The organism is Methylobacterium sp. J-090 (genome assembly GCF_022829345.1).
Classification (GTDB): Bacteria; Pseudomonadota; Alphaproteobacteria; order Rhizobiales; family Beijerinckiaceae; genus Methylobacterium.
Genome location: NZ_JAKSXV010000098.1, coordinates 153,179 through 168,887, shown reverse-complemented (window position 1 = coordinate 168,887; position 15,709 = coordinate 153,179). Strand labels below are relative to the sequence as shown.

Here is a 15,709-nt window from a genome sequence, read left to right as displayed (position 1 = left end):
GGCTCAGCCCAAGCGCTCCTCCAGATGCGCCGCCACCCGCAGCGCGTTGGCCACGATGGTCAGGGTGGGGTTCACCGCACCGATGGAGGGAAAGAAGCTCGCATCGGTGACGTAGAGGTTGTCGACCTCGTGGGCCTTGCAGTCGAGGTCGAGCACGGAGGATCGGGGATCGGTGCCGAACCGCAGGGTTCCGGCCTGGTGGGCGGTGCCGCTCAACGGGATGTTCTTGCCGAGGTAGAGCGAGCGCTCGAACAGGTAGGTGTAGGCGCCGGCCGGCCGGAGCAAGCCTTCCAGGGTGTCGCGCAGGCGGTCGTGGGCGGCGCGGTTGTTCTCCTTCACGTCGAGGATCACCCGGCCGTCGCGCGCGAGACTCACTCTGTTGTCGGGATGCGGCAGGTCCTCGCTCTGAAGCCAGAAATCCATGGAGTGGCGCGCCACCATCGCGAACGGCGCGTCGGGCAGGAACCCGGTCCATTTCGGAAATTCCTCGCCGCGGATCTGGTCCGGTTGCGTCTTGGCGCACATCTGGATCAGGCCCATGGGATACTCCCACGCCTTCGATTCGAAGTAGTAGTCCGACACCGCGAGCGTCTTCTGGAACACCGTGTCGTTGGGTTCCTTGGAGAGCGCCATCAGCACCGACATGTTGTGGCGCATGTAGTTGCGCCCGACCTGATCCGAGCCGTTGGCCAGACCGTTCGGGTGCGCGTCGGAGTGGGAGCGCAGGAGCAGCAGGGCCGACGACAGGGCACCGCACGCCACCACGACGATATCGGCGCTGTAGCGCTCCTCCGCCCCCTCGCGGGTCACATGGACCGAAGTCACCCGGCGGCCCGACGCATCCGTCTCCAGGCGTGAGACGTAGGCGTTGACCAGCAGGGTGACGTTGTCGTGGGCGGCGAGCGTCGGGTCGACGGTCATCACCTGGGCGTCGGCCTTGCCGTTCAGGAGGCAGGGGAACCCGTCGAAGGCGTCGCAGCGGATGCAGGTGCTCGTCGGCGTCGGGCGGCCGTTCTTCTCGGTGAGCTTGATGCCGAGCGGCAGGTGAAACGGGTGCAGTCCGTGCGCGGCCCAGTCGTCCGAGAGCTGCTGGATGCGCGGCTCGTGGGAGACGGCGGGATGATCGTAGGGCGCGCTCGCCCACGGTTCATTGGGGTCCTCGCCCCGGTTGCCGTGGACGGCGAACAGGCGCTCGGCCTCCGTGTAGTAGGGCTCGAACACGTCGTAGCCCAGCGGCCAGGCGGGGGAAACGCCATCGACGTGGCGCACGGCCTCGAAGTCGCGCTCGCGCATCCTGAGCAGGGCCGCGCCGTAGACCTTCGAATTGCCGCCGACATAATAGTGCAGGGCCGGGCTGAAGGCGCGCCCGTCGCCGCCGTACCAGGTCTCCTTGGCCTGGTAGGCGCCATCGACGAACACGGTCTTGGCGCTCCAGTTCGCCTGCGAGCGGGGCAGGTAGTCGCCGCGCTCCAGGAGCAGGATGCGCTTGCCGGTCCGCGCCAGGCGCGCCGTGAGGGAGCCGCCGCCGGGACCGCTGCCGATGACGATGACGTCGTAACGATCCTTGGACATGGGTGGCCTTGCGGAGAGGCGTGGGTGGCGGGTGTTCGAAACGGCCAACGTGAGCCCTTTCGGCCCGTTCCGCGTTGCAGTGCACACGGAGCTGCGAGGCGGCGCAACCGTACGGACGGCGTGGCGTTGAAGGCACATGGCACGCCCTCGCGTTCCGTCAGTCGCGACGAGGCCCCGATGATCGATGCGCCCGCCTCACACCCCACGTCGGGCACACGGGAGAACCGCCCTTGAACTGGCTCGACCTCGTGGCCGTGCCGCTCCTGGCCAAGCTCTGCCTCGTCTGCATGTTTCCCCTCAGCGCCTACGACAAGGTCGTGCATTGGGACGAGGCCATGGCCCAGGCCGCCACCGGGCCCCTGCCCTTCCCCGGCCTGCTCCTCGTGCTCGGCATCGTCGTCGAGGCGGTGACGCCGGTGATGATCGTCACCGGTTGGTACGACCGCGCCGGTGCTTTCGTGCTCGCAGGCTTCTGCGCCGTGACCGCTGTGATGTTCCACCGCTTCTGGGAGTTTCCCCGGTTCTGGTCGCGCGACGGCGAGGGACGGGCCCATTTCTGGGACTTCTTCAAAAATTTCGGCCTTGTCGGCGGCCTGCTGCTGGTGGTGATCGGCGGCAGCTACGCCCCGGCCTCGGAGGTCATCCGCCACCCCCTCGCGAGCGGCCCGCAGGCCGCCCCGACCCAGCCCTGACGGAGGACCAATATGGCCGAAACCAAGCCGAATATGCCGTACTGGCATGTCTACACGGATTCGGACGGGATCAGCCGTCAGGAGCGCTTCACCCTGTCGAACTTCCGGTTCCAGGGCGTCGGTCCGGACGTCGCGCCGCAATGGAACGACAAGCAGGACCCGGCGCAATCCGGCGTGACCTTCACGGTACTTCCCGTCGGCTGGGTCGGCGAATGGCACGAGAACCCGAAGCCCCAGTGGATCGCCGTGCTCACGGGCCGCTGGTTCGTCGAGACCATGGATGGGTACCGGGTCGAGATGGGCCCGGGCGAGCTCATGTTCGGCGAGGACCAGAACACGGTGCCGCACGATGGCCGCAAGGGGCATCTCTCCGGCACCGTGGGCGAGGAACCCTGTACCATGATGGTGGTCGGCCTCGACGTGACGCCGACGGTGAACCAGCCCGGGCGCTTCACCTGAGGGAGGAGTTCCCATGGACGGTTTCGAGATCCACGACCCGCGCTTTCGCGCCTTCATCCTGCCGAACGCCCCCCTGGAGACCCTCGCGGAGGGATTCCGCTGGTGCGAGGGACCGGTCTGGTTCGGCGACCGGGACGAACTCCTGTTCAGCGACCTGCCCAACGACCGGGTCATGCGCTGGAGCGAGCACGGCGGCGTGAGCGTCTATCGCGCACCGAGCCACTACGAGAACGGGCACGCCCGCGACCGCGAGGGCCGGCTGCTGTCGTGCTCGCACCGCGGGCGCTGCATCACCCGGACCGAACTCGACGGCACCATCACGGTGCTCGCCGATCGCTACGAGGGCCGCCGACTGAACTCCCCCAACGACATCGTCTGCAAATCCGACGGGACGATCTGGTTCACGGACCCGCCCTACGGCATCCAGACCGATTACGAGGGCGGCAAGCAGGCGTCCGAACTGCCGGCCCGGGTCTACCGCCTCGATCCGGCGACGGGCCATCTCACCATCGTGGCCGACGATTTCGAGGGCCCCAACGGCCTGTGCTTCTCGCCCGACGAGAGCCGCCTCTACATCGCCGAGAGCGGCCTGCAATTCGCAGCCGAGCCGACCCGGCACCTGCGCGTCTTCGTTGTCGGTGCCGGTGGCAGCCTGTCCGGCGGACGGGTGTTCCGCACGGTCGCGCCCGGCTTCGCCGACGGGTTCCGCTGCGACACCGATGGAAACCTGTGGTCGAGCGCCGGCGACGGCGTCCATTGCATCGACCCCGCCGGCACGTTGCTCGGCAAGATCCTCACGCCCGGCCCCGTCGCCAACCTCGCCTTCGGCGGACGCGAGCGGGCCCGGCTGTTCCTCTGCGCCGGCCAGCGCCTCATGGCGATCCACGTCAACCAACGTGGAGCCAGGCTGCTTTGAGGGCCTGCGTGGACGGCCTCGTCGCCATCAGCCGCACCGTGGCGGATCTCGCCCGCACGGAGGCGTTCTACGAAGCGCTCGATTTCCGGCGCCTCGGCCCCGTCGAGCGCATCCCGGGCGCCATGCTGGAGGCCCTCGGGCTCCCCGATGCCAGCGGGGGACGCCTGCGGATGGGGCTCGGGCGCCAGAGCATCGAGTTCCTGGCCTTCGACGTGCCCGGCCAGCGCTATCCCGTCGGTGCCAGCGCCAGCGATCCATGGTTCCAGCATGCCGCCATCGTGGTCTCGGACATGGACCGCGCGTTCGCGCGCCTGGAGGGATTCGCCCCCGTGCCGATCTCGCGCGGCGGCCCGCAGCTTCTGCCCCCCTCCTCCGGCGGGGTCACCGCCTGGAAGTTCCGCGATCCCGACGGCCACCCTCTCGAACTCATCGCCTTCCCCGAGGGGGGCGCCGGGCGCCACTGGGCAAAAGCGCCCGGCGTGTTCGCCGGCATCGATCATTCGGCCATCACCGTCACGGACGTCGCGGCCGCCGTGGCGTTCTTCCGCGATGGGCTCGGCCTTCGCCTCCTCACGCGCGGTCTCAACACCGGACCCGGGCAGGCCGCCCTCGATGGCCTGCCCGATCCGACGGTGGATGTGATCGCCCTCGCGCCGTCCGGAGTGCAGACCCCGCACGTGGAACTCCTGCGCTACCGCGCGCCCCCCGCGCCGGCAGCCCCCCTGCCCCTCACCGCCCGGGACCGGGCGACCTCCCGGCTCTGCTTCGGCGTGGACGATCTGGCCGCCCTCCTCGCTCACCTCGCCGAAGTCCGGCCCGAACACACGGTCATTCGTTCCGACGACGGCCGCATGGCCGGCCTGACGGGGCCGGACGGGCACGGCATCCTCCTCATGACGCGGCAGGACGCGGACGGGCGCGCAGTCGCGCCGGCATGATCCCCGCGCAGGGCTCGGCCTTGACGGGTCGGGCCCCGCGCGTCCAATGCCCGGATGCGCAAGGCCTCACGAAGCTCCCGATCGCCACCCGCACGCCGGCACGACGGACTTTTCGTGAGAGGCCCTCAGACCGGGACGCCCGCCGATGCCACCGCTCCTCGCCCTGCCGTTTCCCGCCATCGATCCGGTGGCGGTGGCCATCGGGCCGATCACGATCAAGTGGTACGCCCTGTCCTACATCGCAGGGCTCCTCGGCGGCTGGTTCTACGCGCGCCGGCTCGTCGCCGTCGACCGGTTCTGGGGCGCGGGCAAGCGCCCGAGCCTGAACGACATCGACGACCTCATCGTCTGGGTGGCGCTCGGCGTCGTCCTCGGCGGGCGCATCGGCTACGTCCTGTTCTACAACCTGCCGCTCTACCTGAACGACCCCCTGGAAATTCTCGCCATCCGCAACGGCGGGATGTCGTTCCACGGCGGCTTCCTCGGGGCGGTGCTGGCCATGGCCCTGTTCGCGCGCTCGCGACAATTGCCCCCCTTCAGCCTGTTCGATCTCGCCGCCGTCACCGTCCCCATCGGGCTGTTCTTCGGACGCATCGCCAATTTCGTAAACGGCGAGTTGTGGGGCCGCATCGCGCCGGACTTCGACTACGCCGTGGTGTTTCCCTCCGGCGGCCCCCTGCCGCGCCACCCGAGCCAGCTCTACGAAGCCGCCACCGAGGGCGCCCTGCTGTTCGGGGTGATGGCGGTCGCCGTGCGGGTGTTCGGCTTCCGCAAGCCGGGGCTTCTCAGCGGCATCTTCGTCCTCGGCTACGCGCTCGCCCGGACGTTCTGCGAGTTCTTCCGCGAGCCCGACCGGCAACTCGGCTACCTGTTCGGCACGGAGGGCTGGCGCACGGGCGGCATCACCATGGGGATGCTGCTCTGCGTGCCGATGGCGCTGGTCGGCATCGCCACGATCGTGCTCGCGGCTCGCGGCGTGACCGCGCCGCGCGAAGCCACCGCCGACGCCCCTCCCCGGACCGACGCCGCGTGACGACGCCGCTCTTCGCGATCCTGCGGGAGGAAATCCTCGCCACGGGGCCGATTCCGCTCGCGCGCTACATGGACCTCTGCCTCGGCCATCCGGTCCACGGCTACTACCGCACGCGCGATCCCCTCGGGGCGTCCGGGGATTTCACCACCGCGCCGGAAATCTCGCAGATGTTCGGCGAGCTGATCGGGATCTGGATCGCCGCGACCTGGGGCGCCATGGGCGCGCCCGCCGACCTCGTTCTGGTGGAACTCGGCCCCGGGCGCGGCACCCTGATGGCCGACGCGCTCAGGGCCCTCGCCCGCGCCGCGCCGACCCTGCGCCCCGCCCTCCACCTCGTCGAGACCAGCCCGGTCCTGCGGGCCGCCCAGGCCGAACGGCTCTCGGGCTTCGCGCCAACGTGGCACGAGGGCCTCGCGACCCTGCCGCCGGGGCCCGCCCTCGTCGTCGCCAACGAGTTCTTCGACGCCCTGCCCGTGCGCCAGTTCCAGCGCACGGAGCGCGGCTGGCATGAGCGCTGCGTCGGCCTGTCGCCCGAGGGGGACCGCCTCGCCTTCGGGCTCAGCGCCGAGCCCGATCCGCGTATCGACGCGCACGCCCCGGTCGGTGTGACCCTGACCCTTCCGGGCGCCGCCCTCGACATCGTCCGCACCCTCGCCCGGCGCCTCGCGCGAGACCGGGGCGCCCTGCTCGCCATCGATTACGGCCACGCCCGGCCGGGTTTCGGCGATTCGCTCCAGGCGGTGGCCCAGCACCGCTTCGTCGATCCCCTGGCGGCGCCGGGGGAGGCCGACCTCACCACCCACGTGGACTTTTCGGCCCTGGCCCGCGCCGCCTCGGCCGAGGGCGCGCGGGTGCACGGCCCGATCGACCAGCGCGACTTTCTCCAGGCCCTGGGTTTGCGCGAGCGCGCCGAACACCTGAGCACCAAGGCCACGCCGCAGCAGGCGGTGCGGATCGCCGCCGCCGTCGCGCGCCTCACCGATCCGACCCGGCGCGGCATGGGCAGCCTGTTCAAGGTGATGGCGGTGAGCGACCCTGCCTTGCCAGCGCTGCCGGGATTTCCGGCCTGAGCCTATCCGGCGATGTCCCATCGCTTCCTTCGCGATGGCGGAAATCGGCTTCGCATGGGTTTGCTGATATCGCAGGTGGGGATGTTCGGAGACTTTCAGGAACAGTCATGTCGCTGACCCAGCTTCTCATCCCAACCTATACGCAGATGTTGCGCACGCTCGCTGGCCTGCTCGCGAAGGCTGAGGATACGGTGCCGCAAGCGGACGCGCTGCTCGCCGCACGGCTCGCGCCCGATATGCTTCCCCTGTCGTCTCAAGTGCGCTTCGCGGTGTTTCAAGCCCAGGAGGCAGCCTACCGGCTCACCGGTGACGCCGTACCAGATTGGCTGCATTCGGTAGCCGCCGAAGGCCGCAACGCCGACGAAAACCCGGGGTCGATGGCCGAGGCCAGATCCCGGGTCCACGACGCGCTCGCGTTCCTCGGCAAGATTGGCCGGGACGCCCTGGATACCGGTGCCGGACAAGCGATCTCTCTCGAGCTTCCGAACGGAATCGTCTTCGACATGACGGGTGAGCAGTATGCGCGGGATTGGGCGCTGGCCCAGTTCTATTTTCACGTCGGCATGGCCTACGCTATCCTGCGGAGTCAGGGTATCGCCCTCGGCAAAGCCGATTACGTGCCGCACATGTTCGCCTATCTCCGGCCGGAGGCGGCCCGGACGCCATGAAGCGATGCCGCGCGACGGGCCCGTCAAACTTGACTCCCCCGCGGTCTCGTCCTAACCGACCCTTCATCTTTCAGACGATCCGATCGTCAGCACGAACGCCGACCGGTCCCATGAGGCCGGAGGTCAACGCCCGACAGCGCGATGCGCCCTCGGGCGAGCTTCGCGTTGGGGACAGGGCGTCGATCCCACGTCCGTTCGAAAGCCGCATGCCCAACGCCACGCCCCTCACGTCGAACACGCCGCTGGAGATCGCGGATGCGGTCAACGACGTCTGCCCGTGGTCGGGCAAGCCCATCGCGGCGGATGCGCTGACCCTCTACAACGGCGCCGTCGTGGGGTTCTGCGACCCCGCATGCCGGGACAAGTTCGCCCGCGCGGTGCGCAGCTTCGAGAACGCCCTCCAGGCGCGCCGGGCCGAGAGCGCGGGCATCAACCAGTGATGCGGTTCGCCGTGACGATCCTGGCAAAGGGAGCCTGACGCATGTTCGAAGGCCTGTCCGATCGCCTCTCCGGGATTCTCTCCGGGCTGACGCGCCGCGGCGCGTTGACCGAGGCCGACGTCACCGCGGCCCTGCGCGAGGTTCGGCGCGCCCTGCTCGAGGCCGACGTCGCCCTCGAGGTCGTGCGCGATTTTACCGAGAAGGTCCGCGAGAAGGCGGTGGGCGCCGTCGTCGTCAAGTCGGTGACGCCCGGCCAGATGGTCGTGAAGATCGTCAATGACGAGCTGACCGCGATGCTGGGCTCAGATGTCGGGCTCATCGACCTCAACGCCCCCGCCCCCGTCGCCATCCTGATGGTCGGCCTCCAGGGCTCGGGCAAGACCACGACGACGGCCAAGATCGCCCGTCGGCTCACGGGCCGCGACAAGCGCAAGGTGCTGCTCGCTTCTCTCGACACCCGCCGCCCGGCCGCCATGGAGCAGCTGGCGATTCTCGCCAAGCAGGTCGAGGTCGAGTGCCTGCCGATCATCGCCGGCCAGTCGGCGGTGCAGATCGCCCGGCGCGCCATGGATGCGGGCCGCCTCGGCGGCTTCGACGTGGTGATGCTCGACACCGCCGGCCGCACCACCCTCGACGAGGCCCTGATGCAGGAGGCGGCCGAGGTGAAGGCCGCCACCAACCCGCACGAGGTGCTCCTCGTCGCCGACGCCCTCACGGGCCAGGACGCGGTGGTCACGGCGCGTGCCTTCGACGCGCGCCTCGGCGTCACCGGCATCGTGCTCACCCGCATGGACGGCGATTCCCGCGGCGGTGCGGCTTTGTCCATGCGCGCCGTTACGGGCAAGCCGATCAAGCTCGTCGGCACCGGCGAGAAGGTCGACGCGCTGGAAGAGTTCCACCCGGCCCGCGTCGCCAATCGCATCCTCGGCATGGGCGACATCGTCTCCCTCGTCGAGAAGGCGGCCGAGACCATCGACCACGAGCAGGCGCTCCGCACCGCGGAGAAGATGCGCAAGGGCAAGTTCGACCTCGACGACCTGTCGATGCAGCTCGCCCAGATGGAGAAGATGGGCGGCATCGGCGGCCTCATGGGCATGCTGCCGGGCATGGGCCAGATCAAGAAGCAGGTCGAGAACGCCAACCTCGACGAAAAGATGTTTGCCCGCCAGCGGGCCATCATCTCGTCGATGACTGCGCAGGAGCGCAAGAATCCCGACATCCTCAAGAATTCCCGCAAGAAGCGTATCGCGGCGGGCTCGGGGACGAAGGTGGAGGAACTGAACAAGCTCCTCAAGATGCACCGGACCATGGCCGACATGATGAAGGCGATGGGCTCGGGCAAGCGCGGCATCGGCCAAGCGCTCGGCTCGATGTTCGGCATGGGTGCAGGAGGAATGGGTGGCGGTGGGATGCCGGGTGGGATGCCGGGCCTGCCCCCGGGCCTGCCCCCGGGCATGCCCGAGCCGACGCCCGAGATGATCGCCGACATGCAGAAGCAGTTCGGCGGCAAGCTGCCCCCCATGCCCCCGGGTCTGGCGGGCAAGATGCCGGGCTTGCCCGGGCTCGGCGGCCCGAAGGGGCTTCCGGGTCTCGGCGGCTTCCTGCCGGGCAAGAACTCGCCGGGGAAGAAGAAATGAGCGGCCCCGAGACCATGGCGGCGCAGGGGATCGATCCCGAACTCGTGCGCCTGCGCGAGAGCATCGACAACTTCGACGCGGCCCTCATCTATCTCCTCGCCGAGCGGTTCCGCTGCACCCAGCGGGTCGGCGAGCTGAAGGCCCGCAAGGGCCTGCCCGCCTCCGACCCCGGGCGCGAGGCGATGCAGATCGCGCGCCTGCGCCGGCTCGCGATCGACGCCAAGCTCGATCCCGATTTCGCCGAGACCTTCCTGGCCTTCGTGGTCAAGGAAGTGATCCGGCACCACCAGACGATTGCGGCCCATCACAACGCGATCGAAAACAGAGAGTAGAAAAGATGTCCCTCAAGATCCGTCTCACCCGTGGCGGCGCCAAGAAGCGCCCGTACTACCGCATCGTCGTCGCCGACGCCCGCGCACCGCGCGACGGCCGCTTCATCGAGAAGGTCGGCGTCTACGATCCCATGAAGGCCAAGGACGATCCGGCCCGCATCGTGCTCGAGTCCGACAAGATCCAGGCCTGGCTCGCCAAGGGCGCCCAGCCCACCGACCGCGTCCTGCGCTTCCTCGACGCCGCCGGCCTCGCCAAGCGCCCCGCGCGCAACAACCCGCAGAAGGCCGAGCCCGGCGAGAAGGCCAAGGAGCGCGCCGCCAAGCGTGCCGAGAAGGCCGCCGCCCCGGCCGAAGACGCCGCGGCGTAAGGCGCATCGCGATGGCCCGCCGTCCCCCCGGTCACACGCCCCACGGGGACGGCGGACGCCGCGCGCGTCCCGGACGCATCGGGACGAGTGTCCCGACTTCGGCCCACCGGCCGAGGCCCGACGCCGATGCGCCCCTGCCCGCCACCGATCCGAGCCTCGTCCAGATGGGCGAGTTCGGCCGGGCGCACGGGCTCACCGGCGAGATCCGCCTGAAATCCTACACCGGCGACCCGCAGGCCATCGCATCCTACGGTCCGCTGCTCGGTGCCGACGGGCGCCGCATCGAATTCACCGACGTACGCCGGGCCGGCGGCGCCTCGCCCGACCTCCTGGTGGTGCGCGTCAAGGGTGTCGCCGACCGCACCGGCGCGGAAGCGCTCAATCGCCTCGCCCTCTACCTGCCGCGCGAGCGCCTCGGCACCGTCGAGACGGAAGACGAGTTCTTCACCGCCGACCTCGTCGGCCTCGACGTCGTCGATACCACCGGCACCCATCTCGGCACCGTCGCGGACGTGCCGAATTACGGCGGCGGCGATCTCCTCGAGATCAAGCCGGCCATGGGGGGCGCCACGGCCCTCCTGCCCTTCACCAAGGCCTTCGTGCCGGAGCTCGACATCGCCGGCGGCCGAGTGGTGATCGATCCCCCCGACGACCTGTTCGCGCCGGCCGGCCCGCGCCCGCCCGACGAGCCGGTGTAGGAGCGGAAATCCGACACTCGGTACCCGCCCCGCCCGTCCGCGGGGGTGAACTCTGGATCGGCCGCTCCGAAGATAGCTTCCAGCCCCGGCAGATGGCGCCGCTCGGCCTGTCCCGAGATTTTCGCGAGATTTGCGAAACACACCGCCGACGCGGGTCGTAGATTTCGAGCATTCCCTTTCTCCGAGGCGACCGATAGTACGGACGCATCACTGCCGGAGAAGAACGGATGTTGGTCGCACGATACGGACGGACCCTGGCGGCAGGCGTCGCGCTGGCTTTCGTCACGGGCCTTCCCGCCGCGGCCCAGGACAGCTCGACGGCCGAGCAGACCATCGACGTGATGAACACCCTCTTCGGAAAGCATCCCGGCAAGCGCGCCAACCATGCCAAGGGCGTGGTCACGCAAGGCAGCTTCACCCCCTCGGCCGACGCAGCCAAGATCAGCAAGGCCTCCCTGTTCGCCGGACCGGCCGTACCGGTCACCATCCGCTTCTCCGACGCGACCGGCGTTCCGACGATCGCCGACGGCGCGGCCAACGCCAATCCCCACGGCATGTCGCTCAAGTTCAGGCTGAGCGACGGTTCCGACATGGACGTCGTCGTGAACGCGCTGGCCTATTTCCCGGTCGCCACCGGGGAGGAGTTTCGCGACCTGCTGAAGGCGGTGTCCGAGAGCGGGCCGGATGCCAAGAAGCCGACGGCGCTGGAACGCTTCGTCGCCACCCATCCCGCCGCCGCCACGGCCGGCGCGACGGCCAAGACTCCGTCGAGCCTCGCCCGGCAGACCTACAACGGTGTGAACGCCTTCGTCTTCGTGGACAAGGATGGCAAGCGTCAGCCGTTCCGCTTCCGCTTCGTCCCGGTCCAGGGCGAGGAGATCCTCCCGGCCGACGAGGCCTCCAAGCGCGATCCGAACTATCTCATGGACGAGATCGGCCCCCGCGTGGCCAAGGAGCCGGCGACGTTCCGGGTCCTCGCGCAACTGGCCGAGGCGGGCGACCCGACCAACGACGCGACGAAGCCGTGGCCGGACAGCCGCACGACGGTCGATCTCGGCACCCTGACGGTCACCAAGGCCGTGCCGGACAGTGCCGAGGCCGAGAAGGCGCTGCTGTTCATGCCGAACGCGCTCACCGACGGCATCGAGGTGTCGGACGACCCCCTCATCGATGCGCGCGTCCAGGCCTACGCCGTGTCGTTCGGCCGGCGCTCGCAGTAGAGCCCCGGCGGCGAGACGGTCGCCCGCCTAGCGAGACGTTCCGGCCGCCGGGCTCGACGATCCGGCGGGACGGGTGGTGTCCGAACTCCCGGTCCGGGCACTGTCCTTCGTTGCGCCCGAGCCGGTCAGACCACCCGCGCCCACGCTGCCCGTGGATGTGCCGGCCTTGTCGTGCGCCGGCGGTTTTGCGGGGGCTCTGCCGTCCTCCGCCGCCTCGGCACGTCCCGCGAGACACGCGAGAAGGGCCGCGCCGAGATAGATTGCGCGTCCGGATGCTCTCATGATGCGTCCACTCCCGATTTCGGTGATCTGCGATCGTCGCCGCGGTTCATCAACGGGAGCCGTTCGGCAGCGTTCCAGGAGCTGCGGCGGCCCGGCGATCCTGAACGCCTGCTCCGCCCCTCCGACATCACCGCCTTCGCGCGCGCTGGGCGCCGGACTCATAGTCGTGGTCACGGGGCCGTGCGCAGGCTCATCACCGCGTCGCGCAGCGGGGCATGGGCGGCACGTCCCGATCGATCGTGCCTCGGGTCGGCCGCCACCGCCATCAGCCCACCGGCGCCGGAAGCCGGTCCGTTCGCTCTAGCGCCGAATCGGAGCGGCCCGCGTCGCCGTATCCGGGCAGGTCCGGATCGCCGCCGGCTCCGGCCGGGCCGCGACGGCGGGGGCCTCGAAGATCGCGAGGTAGCCGACGCCCCCGTCGAGGACCTGGAACCCGGTCTCGCGATAGCCCATGGCGGCGAGTTCGCAGCGGAGTAGGGCCGGCGGCGTGCCGTGCCGCGACGGGATCGCATCGGCATCGACGATGCCGACCCGGCCGCCCGGCTTCATCGCCGCTGCGAGGTTGTGGAGCAGACCGAAGGGCTGGGTGATCTCGTGATACATGTGGACGAGGATCGCGGCATCGACCGACGCGGCGGGCAGCCGGGGATCATGCGGCTCGCCGCGCACCACCGTGACGTTGGGAAGGCTCGCCACCCGGCGCTCGAGATCGGCGAGATAGGAGGGCGTCACGTCCTCGGCGAGGATGCGGCCCTGCGGGCCGACGCGTTCGGCCAGCCGCACGGTGTAGTAGCCGCTGCCGGCGCCGATATCGGCCACGGTCTGGCCCGGCGCGATTCCCATCAAGCGGGCGACCTGCCCGACCTCGTCGGCCCGGTCGCGCTGGCCTTCCAACGCCCAGAGCGGGGCGATGATCTCCGCCACCAGCCGGTCGGGTTTTGGGAATGCGGCGGCCGGGGCGCCCGGCGGCCCGAGGGGCTCGGCCGCGAGCGCCGGCAGGGTGAAGAGGGCGAGGACGAAGGGAGCGAGGCGCATCATGGCGGGACAACCGGCGGCGCCCCCGAGAAGTGCCCGCCACCCACGCGTTGACCCGCCGGCCCGGCCCGCGTCATGGAGCATCATGACCTGGCACGCCACGATTCTCACCCTCTACCCCGAAATGTTTCCCGGGCCCCTGGGCCATTCCCTCTCGGGCGAGGCCCTGGCGCAGGGCACCTGGGCCCTCGAGGCCCGCCAGATCCGCGAGCACGGACTCGGCCGCCACCGCGCCGTCGACGACACCCCGGCGGGGGGCGGCGCCGGCATGGTCCTGCGCTGCGACGTGCTCGCGGCGGCCATCGATGCCGCGGCGTCGGCCGACGATCCGCGCCCGCGCCTGCTCATGAGCCCGCGCGGAAGACCCCTGACCCAGGCCCGCGTGCGGGCCTTGAGCGCGGGGCCGGGACTCGTCGTCGTCTGCGGCCGGTTCGAGGGGGTCGACGAGCGGGTCATCGCCGGGCGCGGCCTGGAGGAGGTCTCCATCGGCGACTACGTCCTTTCGGGCGGCGAGATCGCGGCGTTCACCCTATTGGACGCCTGCGTGCGCCTGCTGCCCGGCGTCATGGGCAAGGCGGCCTCGGGCGTCGAGGAGAGCTTCGAGGGCGGTCGCCTCGAATACCCGCACTATACCCGGCCCCGGGACTGGGAGGGACGGACGATCCCGGACGTGCTCACGGGCGGCAATCACGGCGCCATCGCGCGGTGGCGCGCGGCCGAATCCCTGCGCCTCACCCGCGAGCGCCGGCCGGACCTCCTCGATCCGGCAAAGCCGTGATCAAGTCGTGATCGGATGGCGAAGAGACCTGTAGGCTGCCTCAAACGGCATTCGTCGAAACCCGACAGACTTCCACAAAAAGAAACTTGCCTTCGGGTTGGTCGCGGTTCACTGCTCCGGGCGGGACACTCCTCCCCAACGAGGAGCTTTCATCTGTAAGGATGACCATCATGAGCCGACCCAACACGCGCCCCCGCGTGCCGAATTTCTCGTCCGGTCCCTGCACCAAGCGCCCCGGCTGGAGCCTCCAGGCCCTCGAAGGCGCCGCCCTCGGGCGCTCCCACCGCTCGGCGCTGGGCAAGGCCAAGCTCAGGGAAGCCATCGACCTCACCCGCGACGTGCTGCAGGTTCCCGCCGACTACCGCATCGGAATCGTTCCGGCCTCCGACACCGGCGCCGTCGAGATGGCGATGTGGTCGATGCTGGGGACGCGCACCGTCGAGGTCGTGGCCTGGGAGGCGTTCGGCCTCGAATGGGTCACGGACGCGCTGAAAGAACTTAAGATTGCGCCGAAGGTCCATGTCGGCGAGTACGGCATCCTGCCGGATCTCTCGGCGGTCGATACCCGGCACAACGACGTGATCTTCACCTGGAACGGCACCGCCGCCGGCGTGCGCGTGCCGAACGGCGACTGGATCGCGGCCGACCGCGAGGGCGTCACCATCTGCGACGCCACCTCGGCCGCCTTCGCTATGCCGCTCGCCTGGGACAAGCTCGATGTCGTGACTTTTTCCTGGCAGAAGGTCATGGGCGGCGAGGCCGCGCACGGCATGATCGTGCTCTCGCCCCGCGCCGTCGCGCGCATCGAGGGCAACACGCCCGCCTGGCCCGTGCCGAAGGTCTTCCGCATGGCCAAGGACGGCAAGCTCATCGAGGGCATCTTCAAGGGCGACACCATCAACACGCCGTCCATGCTGGCGGTGGAGGATTACCTCGACACGCTCAAATGGGCGCAGGGCATCGGCGGCCTCGACGCGCTCTACGCGCGAGCCGACGCCAACACGAAGGTGGTCCACGACTGGGTGGCCCGCACGCCCTGGATCGGCCATCTGGCCGCGGATGCCGCGACCTACACCAACACCGGCGTGTGCCTCGTGATCACCGACCCGGACGTGCTGGCGAAGGGCGACAAGGCCGTCGAGGCGGTGGCCAAGGGCATTGCTGAGACCCTCGACCGCGAGGGGATCGCCTACGACATCGGCGCCTACCGCGACGCCCCGGCGGGCCTGCGCATCTGGTGCGGCGGCACGGTGGAGGCCTCGGATCTCGAGGCGCTCCTGCCGTGGCTCGACTGGGCGTACGCCGCCGAAAAAGCCAAGCTGGCGCAGGCCGCGTAGCATCACACCCCCTCCCCTGTGCGGGAGGGGTGCCGGACCCAACACACCCGCACGATCGCCGTTTCCGAGAAGGACCCAAAGGGTTTTGCGTCGGGCACGGCGGGCTCCCTCTCCTGGAAGGAGAGGGTTGGGGTGAGGTGTGTGGACTCTCCGGAAAGCTCGCACACCTCACCCTGTCCCTCTCCTTCCAGGAGAGGGGACTCGTGCTTCCCGCGACCCGTGGAAGCCAGTCGT

At 69.8% G+C, this 15,709-nt stretch carries 17 protein-coding genes; 15 read left to right on the top strand and 2 right to left on the bottom strand.

Annotated elements, in window-relative coordinates; genetic code table 11:
• Positions 1-3: 3 nt before the first annotated feature.
• On the bottom strand, positions 4-1,572 hold the full coding sequence (locus tag MKK49_RS20330; protein ID WP_244031628.1) for a GMC oxidoreductase: 1,569 nt from the start codon (positions 1,570-1,572) through the stop codon (positions 4-6).
• Between the two features lie 230 nt (positions 1,573-1,802).
• On the opposite strand from MKK49_RS20330, the gene MKK49_RS20325 reads away from it, so the two are divergent.
• From MKK49_RS20325 to MKK49_RS20265, 13 genes are all read left to right on the top strand, one after another.
• Entirely contained in the window at positions 1,803-2,264 is a 462-nt protein-coding gene (locus MKK49_RS20325; protein WP_244031626.1) for a DoxX family protein, read from the top strand.
• Positions 2,265-2,276: 12 nt separating this feature from the next.
• The gene (locus tag MKK49_RS20320) at positions 2,277-2,723 is read left to right on the top strand and encodes a cupin domain-containing protein (protein ID WP_244031623.1); all 447 of its coding nucleotides are present in this window, start codon (positions 2,277-2,279) and stop codon (positions 2,721-2,723) included.
• A gap of 13 nt (positions 2,724-2,736) precedes the next feature.
• Positions 2,737-3,639 (top strand): SMP-30/gluconolactonase/LRE family protein, encoded by a 903-nt coding sequence (locus MKK49_RS20315; protein ID WP_244031621.1) that lies wholly within the window; start codon positions 2,737-2,739, stop codon positions 3,637-3,639.
• Positions 3,640-3,647: 8 nt separating this feature from the next.
• Positions 3,648-4,577: a VOC family protein gene (locus MKK49_RS20310; protein WP_244031619.1), complete on the top strand. Its 930-nt coding sequence runs from the start codon at positions 3,648-3,650 to the stop codon at positions 4,575-4,577.
• A gap of 145 nt (positions 4,578-4,722) precedes the next feature.
• Positions 4,723-5,610: a prolipoprotein diacylglyceryl transferase gene (gene lgt, locus MKK49_RS20305; protein ID WP_244031617.1), complete on the top strand. Its 888-nt coding sequence runs from the start codon at positions 4,723-4,725 to the stop codon at positions 5,608-5,610.
• A complete protein-coding gene (locus tag MKK49_RS20300; protein ID WP_244031615.1) occupies positions 5,607-6,680 on the top strand; it encodes a class I SAM-dependent methyltransferase in 1,074 nt (357 codons plus the stop codon). Before lgt ends, MKK49_RS20300 begins: the two co-directional genes overlap by 4 nt.
• Positions 6,681-6,787: 107 nt before the next feature.
• Entirely contained in the window at positions 6,788-7,348 is a 561-nt protein-coding gene (locus MKK49_RS20295; RefSeq protein WP_244031613.1) for a DUF1993 domain-containing protein, read from the top strand.
• A gap of 206 nt (positions 7,349-7,554) precedes the next feature.
• The gene (locus MKK49_RS20290) at positions 7,555-7,788 is read left to right on the top strand and encodes a glutathione S-transferase (protein ID WP_244031612.1); all 234 of its coding nucleotides are present in this window, start codon (positions 7,555-7,557) and stop codon (positions 7,786-7,788) included.
• A gap of 41 nt (positions 7,789-7,829) precedes the next feature.
• Positions 7,830-9,425, top strand: coding sequence for a signal recognition particle protein (gene ffh, locus MKK49_RS20285; RefSeq protein WP_244031611.1), 1,596 nt, complete (start codon positions 7,830-7,832; stop codon positions 9,423-9,425).
• Positions 9,422-9,757 carry a chorismate mutase gene (locus tag MKK49_RS20280; RefSeq protein WP_244031610.1) on the top strand — a complete coding sequence of 112 codons (336 nt, stop codon included), beginning with the start codon at positions 9,422-9,424 and terminating at the stop codon, positions 9,755-9,757. The genes ffh and MKK49_RS20280 overlap by 4 nt, the downstream gene beginning before the upstream one ends.
• Positions 9,758-9,762: 5 nt before the next feature.
• The gene (rpsP, locus tag MKK49_RS20275) at positions 9,763-10,125 is read left to right on the top strand and encodes a 30S ribosomal protein S16 (protein ID WP_244031609.1); all 363 of its coding nucleotides are present in this window, start codon (positions 9,763-9,765) and stop codon (positions 10,123-10,125) included.
• A gap of 11 nt (positions 10,126-10,136) precedes the next feature.
• A complete protein-coding gene (gene rimM, locus MKK49_RS20270; RefSeq protein ID WP_409565111.1) occupies positions 10,137-10,823 on the top strand; it encodes a ribosome maturation factor RimM in 687 nt (228 codons plus the stop codon).
• A 227-nt stretch (positions 10,824-11,050) separates the two neighbouring features.
• Complete coding sequence (locus MKK49_RS20265) at positions 11,051-12,043, top strand: catalase family peroxidase (protein WP_244031608.1); 993 nt, start codon at positions 11,051-11,053, stop codon at positions 12,041-12,043.
• A gap of 582 nt (positions 12,044-12,625) precedes the next feature.
• Here the strand turns inward: MKK49_RS20265 and MKK49_RS20260 are convergent.
• Positions 12,626-13,360 (bottom strand): class I SAM-dependent methyltransferase, encoded by a 735-nt coding sequence (locus MKK49_RS20260; protein WP_409565114.1) that lies wholly within the window; start codon positions 13,358-13,360, stop codon positions 12,626-12,628.
• Between the two features lie 85 nt (positions 13,361-13,445).
• Between MKK49_RS20260 and trmD the strand changes: the two genes are divergently transcribed.
• Together trmD and MKK49_RS20250 are read left to right on the top strand one after the other, a co-directional pair.
• Positions 13,446-14,138 (top strand): tRNA (guanosine(37)-N1)-methyltransferase TrmD, encoded by a 693-nt coding sequence (gene trmD / locus MKK49_RS20255; RefSeq protein ID WP_244031606.1) that lies wholly within the window; start codon positions 13,446-13,448, stop codon positions 14,136-14,138.
• 170 nt (positions 14,139-14,308) lie between these two features.
• Positions 14,309-15,475, top strand: coding sequence for a phosphoserine transaminase (locus MKK49_RS20250; protein WP_244031605.1), 1,167 nt, complete (start codon positions 14,309-14,311; stop codon positions 15,473-15,475).
• Positions 15,476-15,709 lie beyond the last annotated feature (234 nt).

What these genes read in the sequence shown, in the direction of transcription:
- MKK49_RS20330 (WP_244031628.1), bottom strand. Translation starts at nt 1,572, where the DNA reads ATGTCCAAGGATCGTTACGACGTCATCGTCATCGGCAGCGGTCCCGGC.
- MKK49_RS20320 (WP_244031623.1), top strand. Translation starts at nt 2,277, where the DNA reads ATGGCCGAAACCAAGCCGAATATGCCGTACTGGCATGTCTACACGGAT.
- MKK49_RS20315 (WP_244031621.1), top strand. Translation starts at nt 2,737, where the DNA reads ATGGACGGTTTCGAGATCCACGACCCGCGCTTTCGCGCCTTCATCCTG.
- lgt (WP_244031617.1), top strand. Translation starts at nt 4,723, where the DNA reads ATGCCACCGCTCCTCGCCCTGCCGTTTCCCGCCATCGATCCGGTGGCG.
- MKK49_RS20295 (WP_244031613.1), top strand. Translation starts at nt 6,788, where the DNA reads ATGTCGCTGACCCAGCTTCTCATCCCAACCTATACGCAGATGTTGCGC.
- MKK49_RS20290 (WP_244031612.1), top strand. Translation starts at nt 7,555, where the DNA reads ATGCCCAACGCCACGCCCCTCACGTCGAACACGCCGCTGGAGATCGCG.
- ffh (WP_244031611.1), top strand. Translation starts at nt 7,830, where the DNA reads ATGTTCGAAGGCCTGTCCGATCGCCTCTCCGGGATTCTCTCCGGGCTG.
- MKK49_RS20280 (WP_244031610.1), top strand. Translation starts at nt 9,422, where the DNA reads ATGAGCGGCCCCGAGACCATGGCGGCGCAGGGGATCGATCCCGAACTC.
- rpsP (WP_244031609.1), top strand. Translation starts at nt 9,763, where the DNA reads ATGTCCCTCAAGATCCGTCTCACCCGTGGCGGCGCCAAGAAGCGCCCG.
- rimM (WP_409565111.1), top strand. Translation starts at nt 10,137, where the DNA reads ATGGCCCGCCGTCCCCCCGGTCACACGCCCCACGGGGACGGCGGACGC.
- MKK49_RS20265 (WP_244031608.1), top strand. Translation starts at nt 11,051, where the DNA reads ATGTTGGTCGCACGATACGGACGGACCCTGGCGGCAGGCGTCGCGCTG.
- MKK49_RS20260 (WP_409565114.1), bottom strand. Translation starts at nt 13,360, where the DNA reads ATGCGCCTCGCTCCCTTCGTCCTCGCCCTCTTCACCCTGCCGGCGCTC.
- trmD (WP_244031606.1), top strand. Translation starts at nt 13,446, where the DNA reads ATGACCTGGCACGCCACGATTCTCACCCTCTACCCCGAAATGTTTCCC.
- MKK49_RS20250 (WP_244031605.1), top strand. Translation starts at nt 14,309, where the DNA reads ATGAGCCGACCCAACACGCGCCCCCGCGTGCCGAATTTCTCGTCCGGT.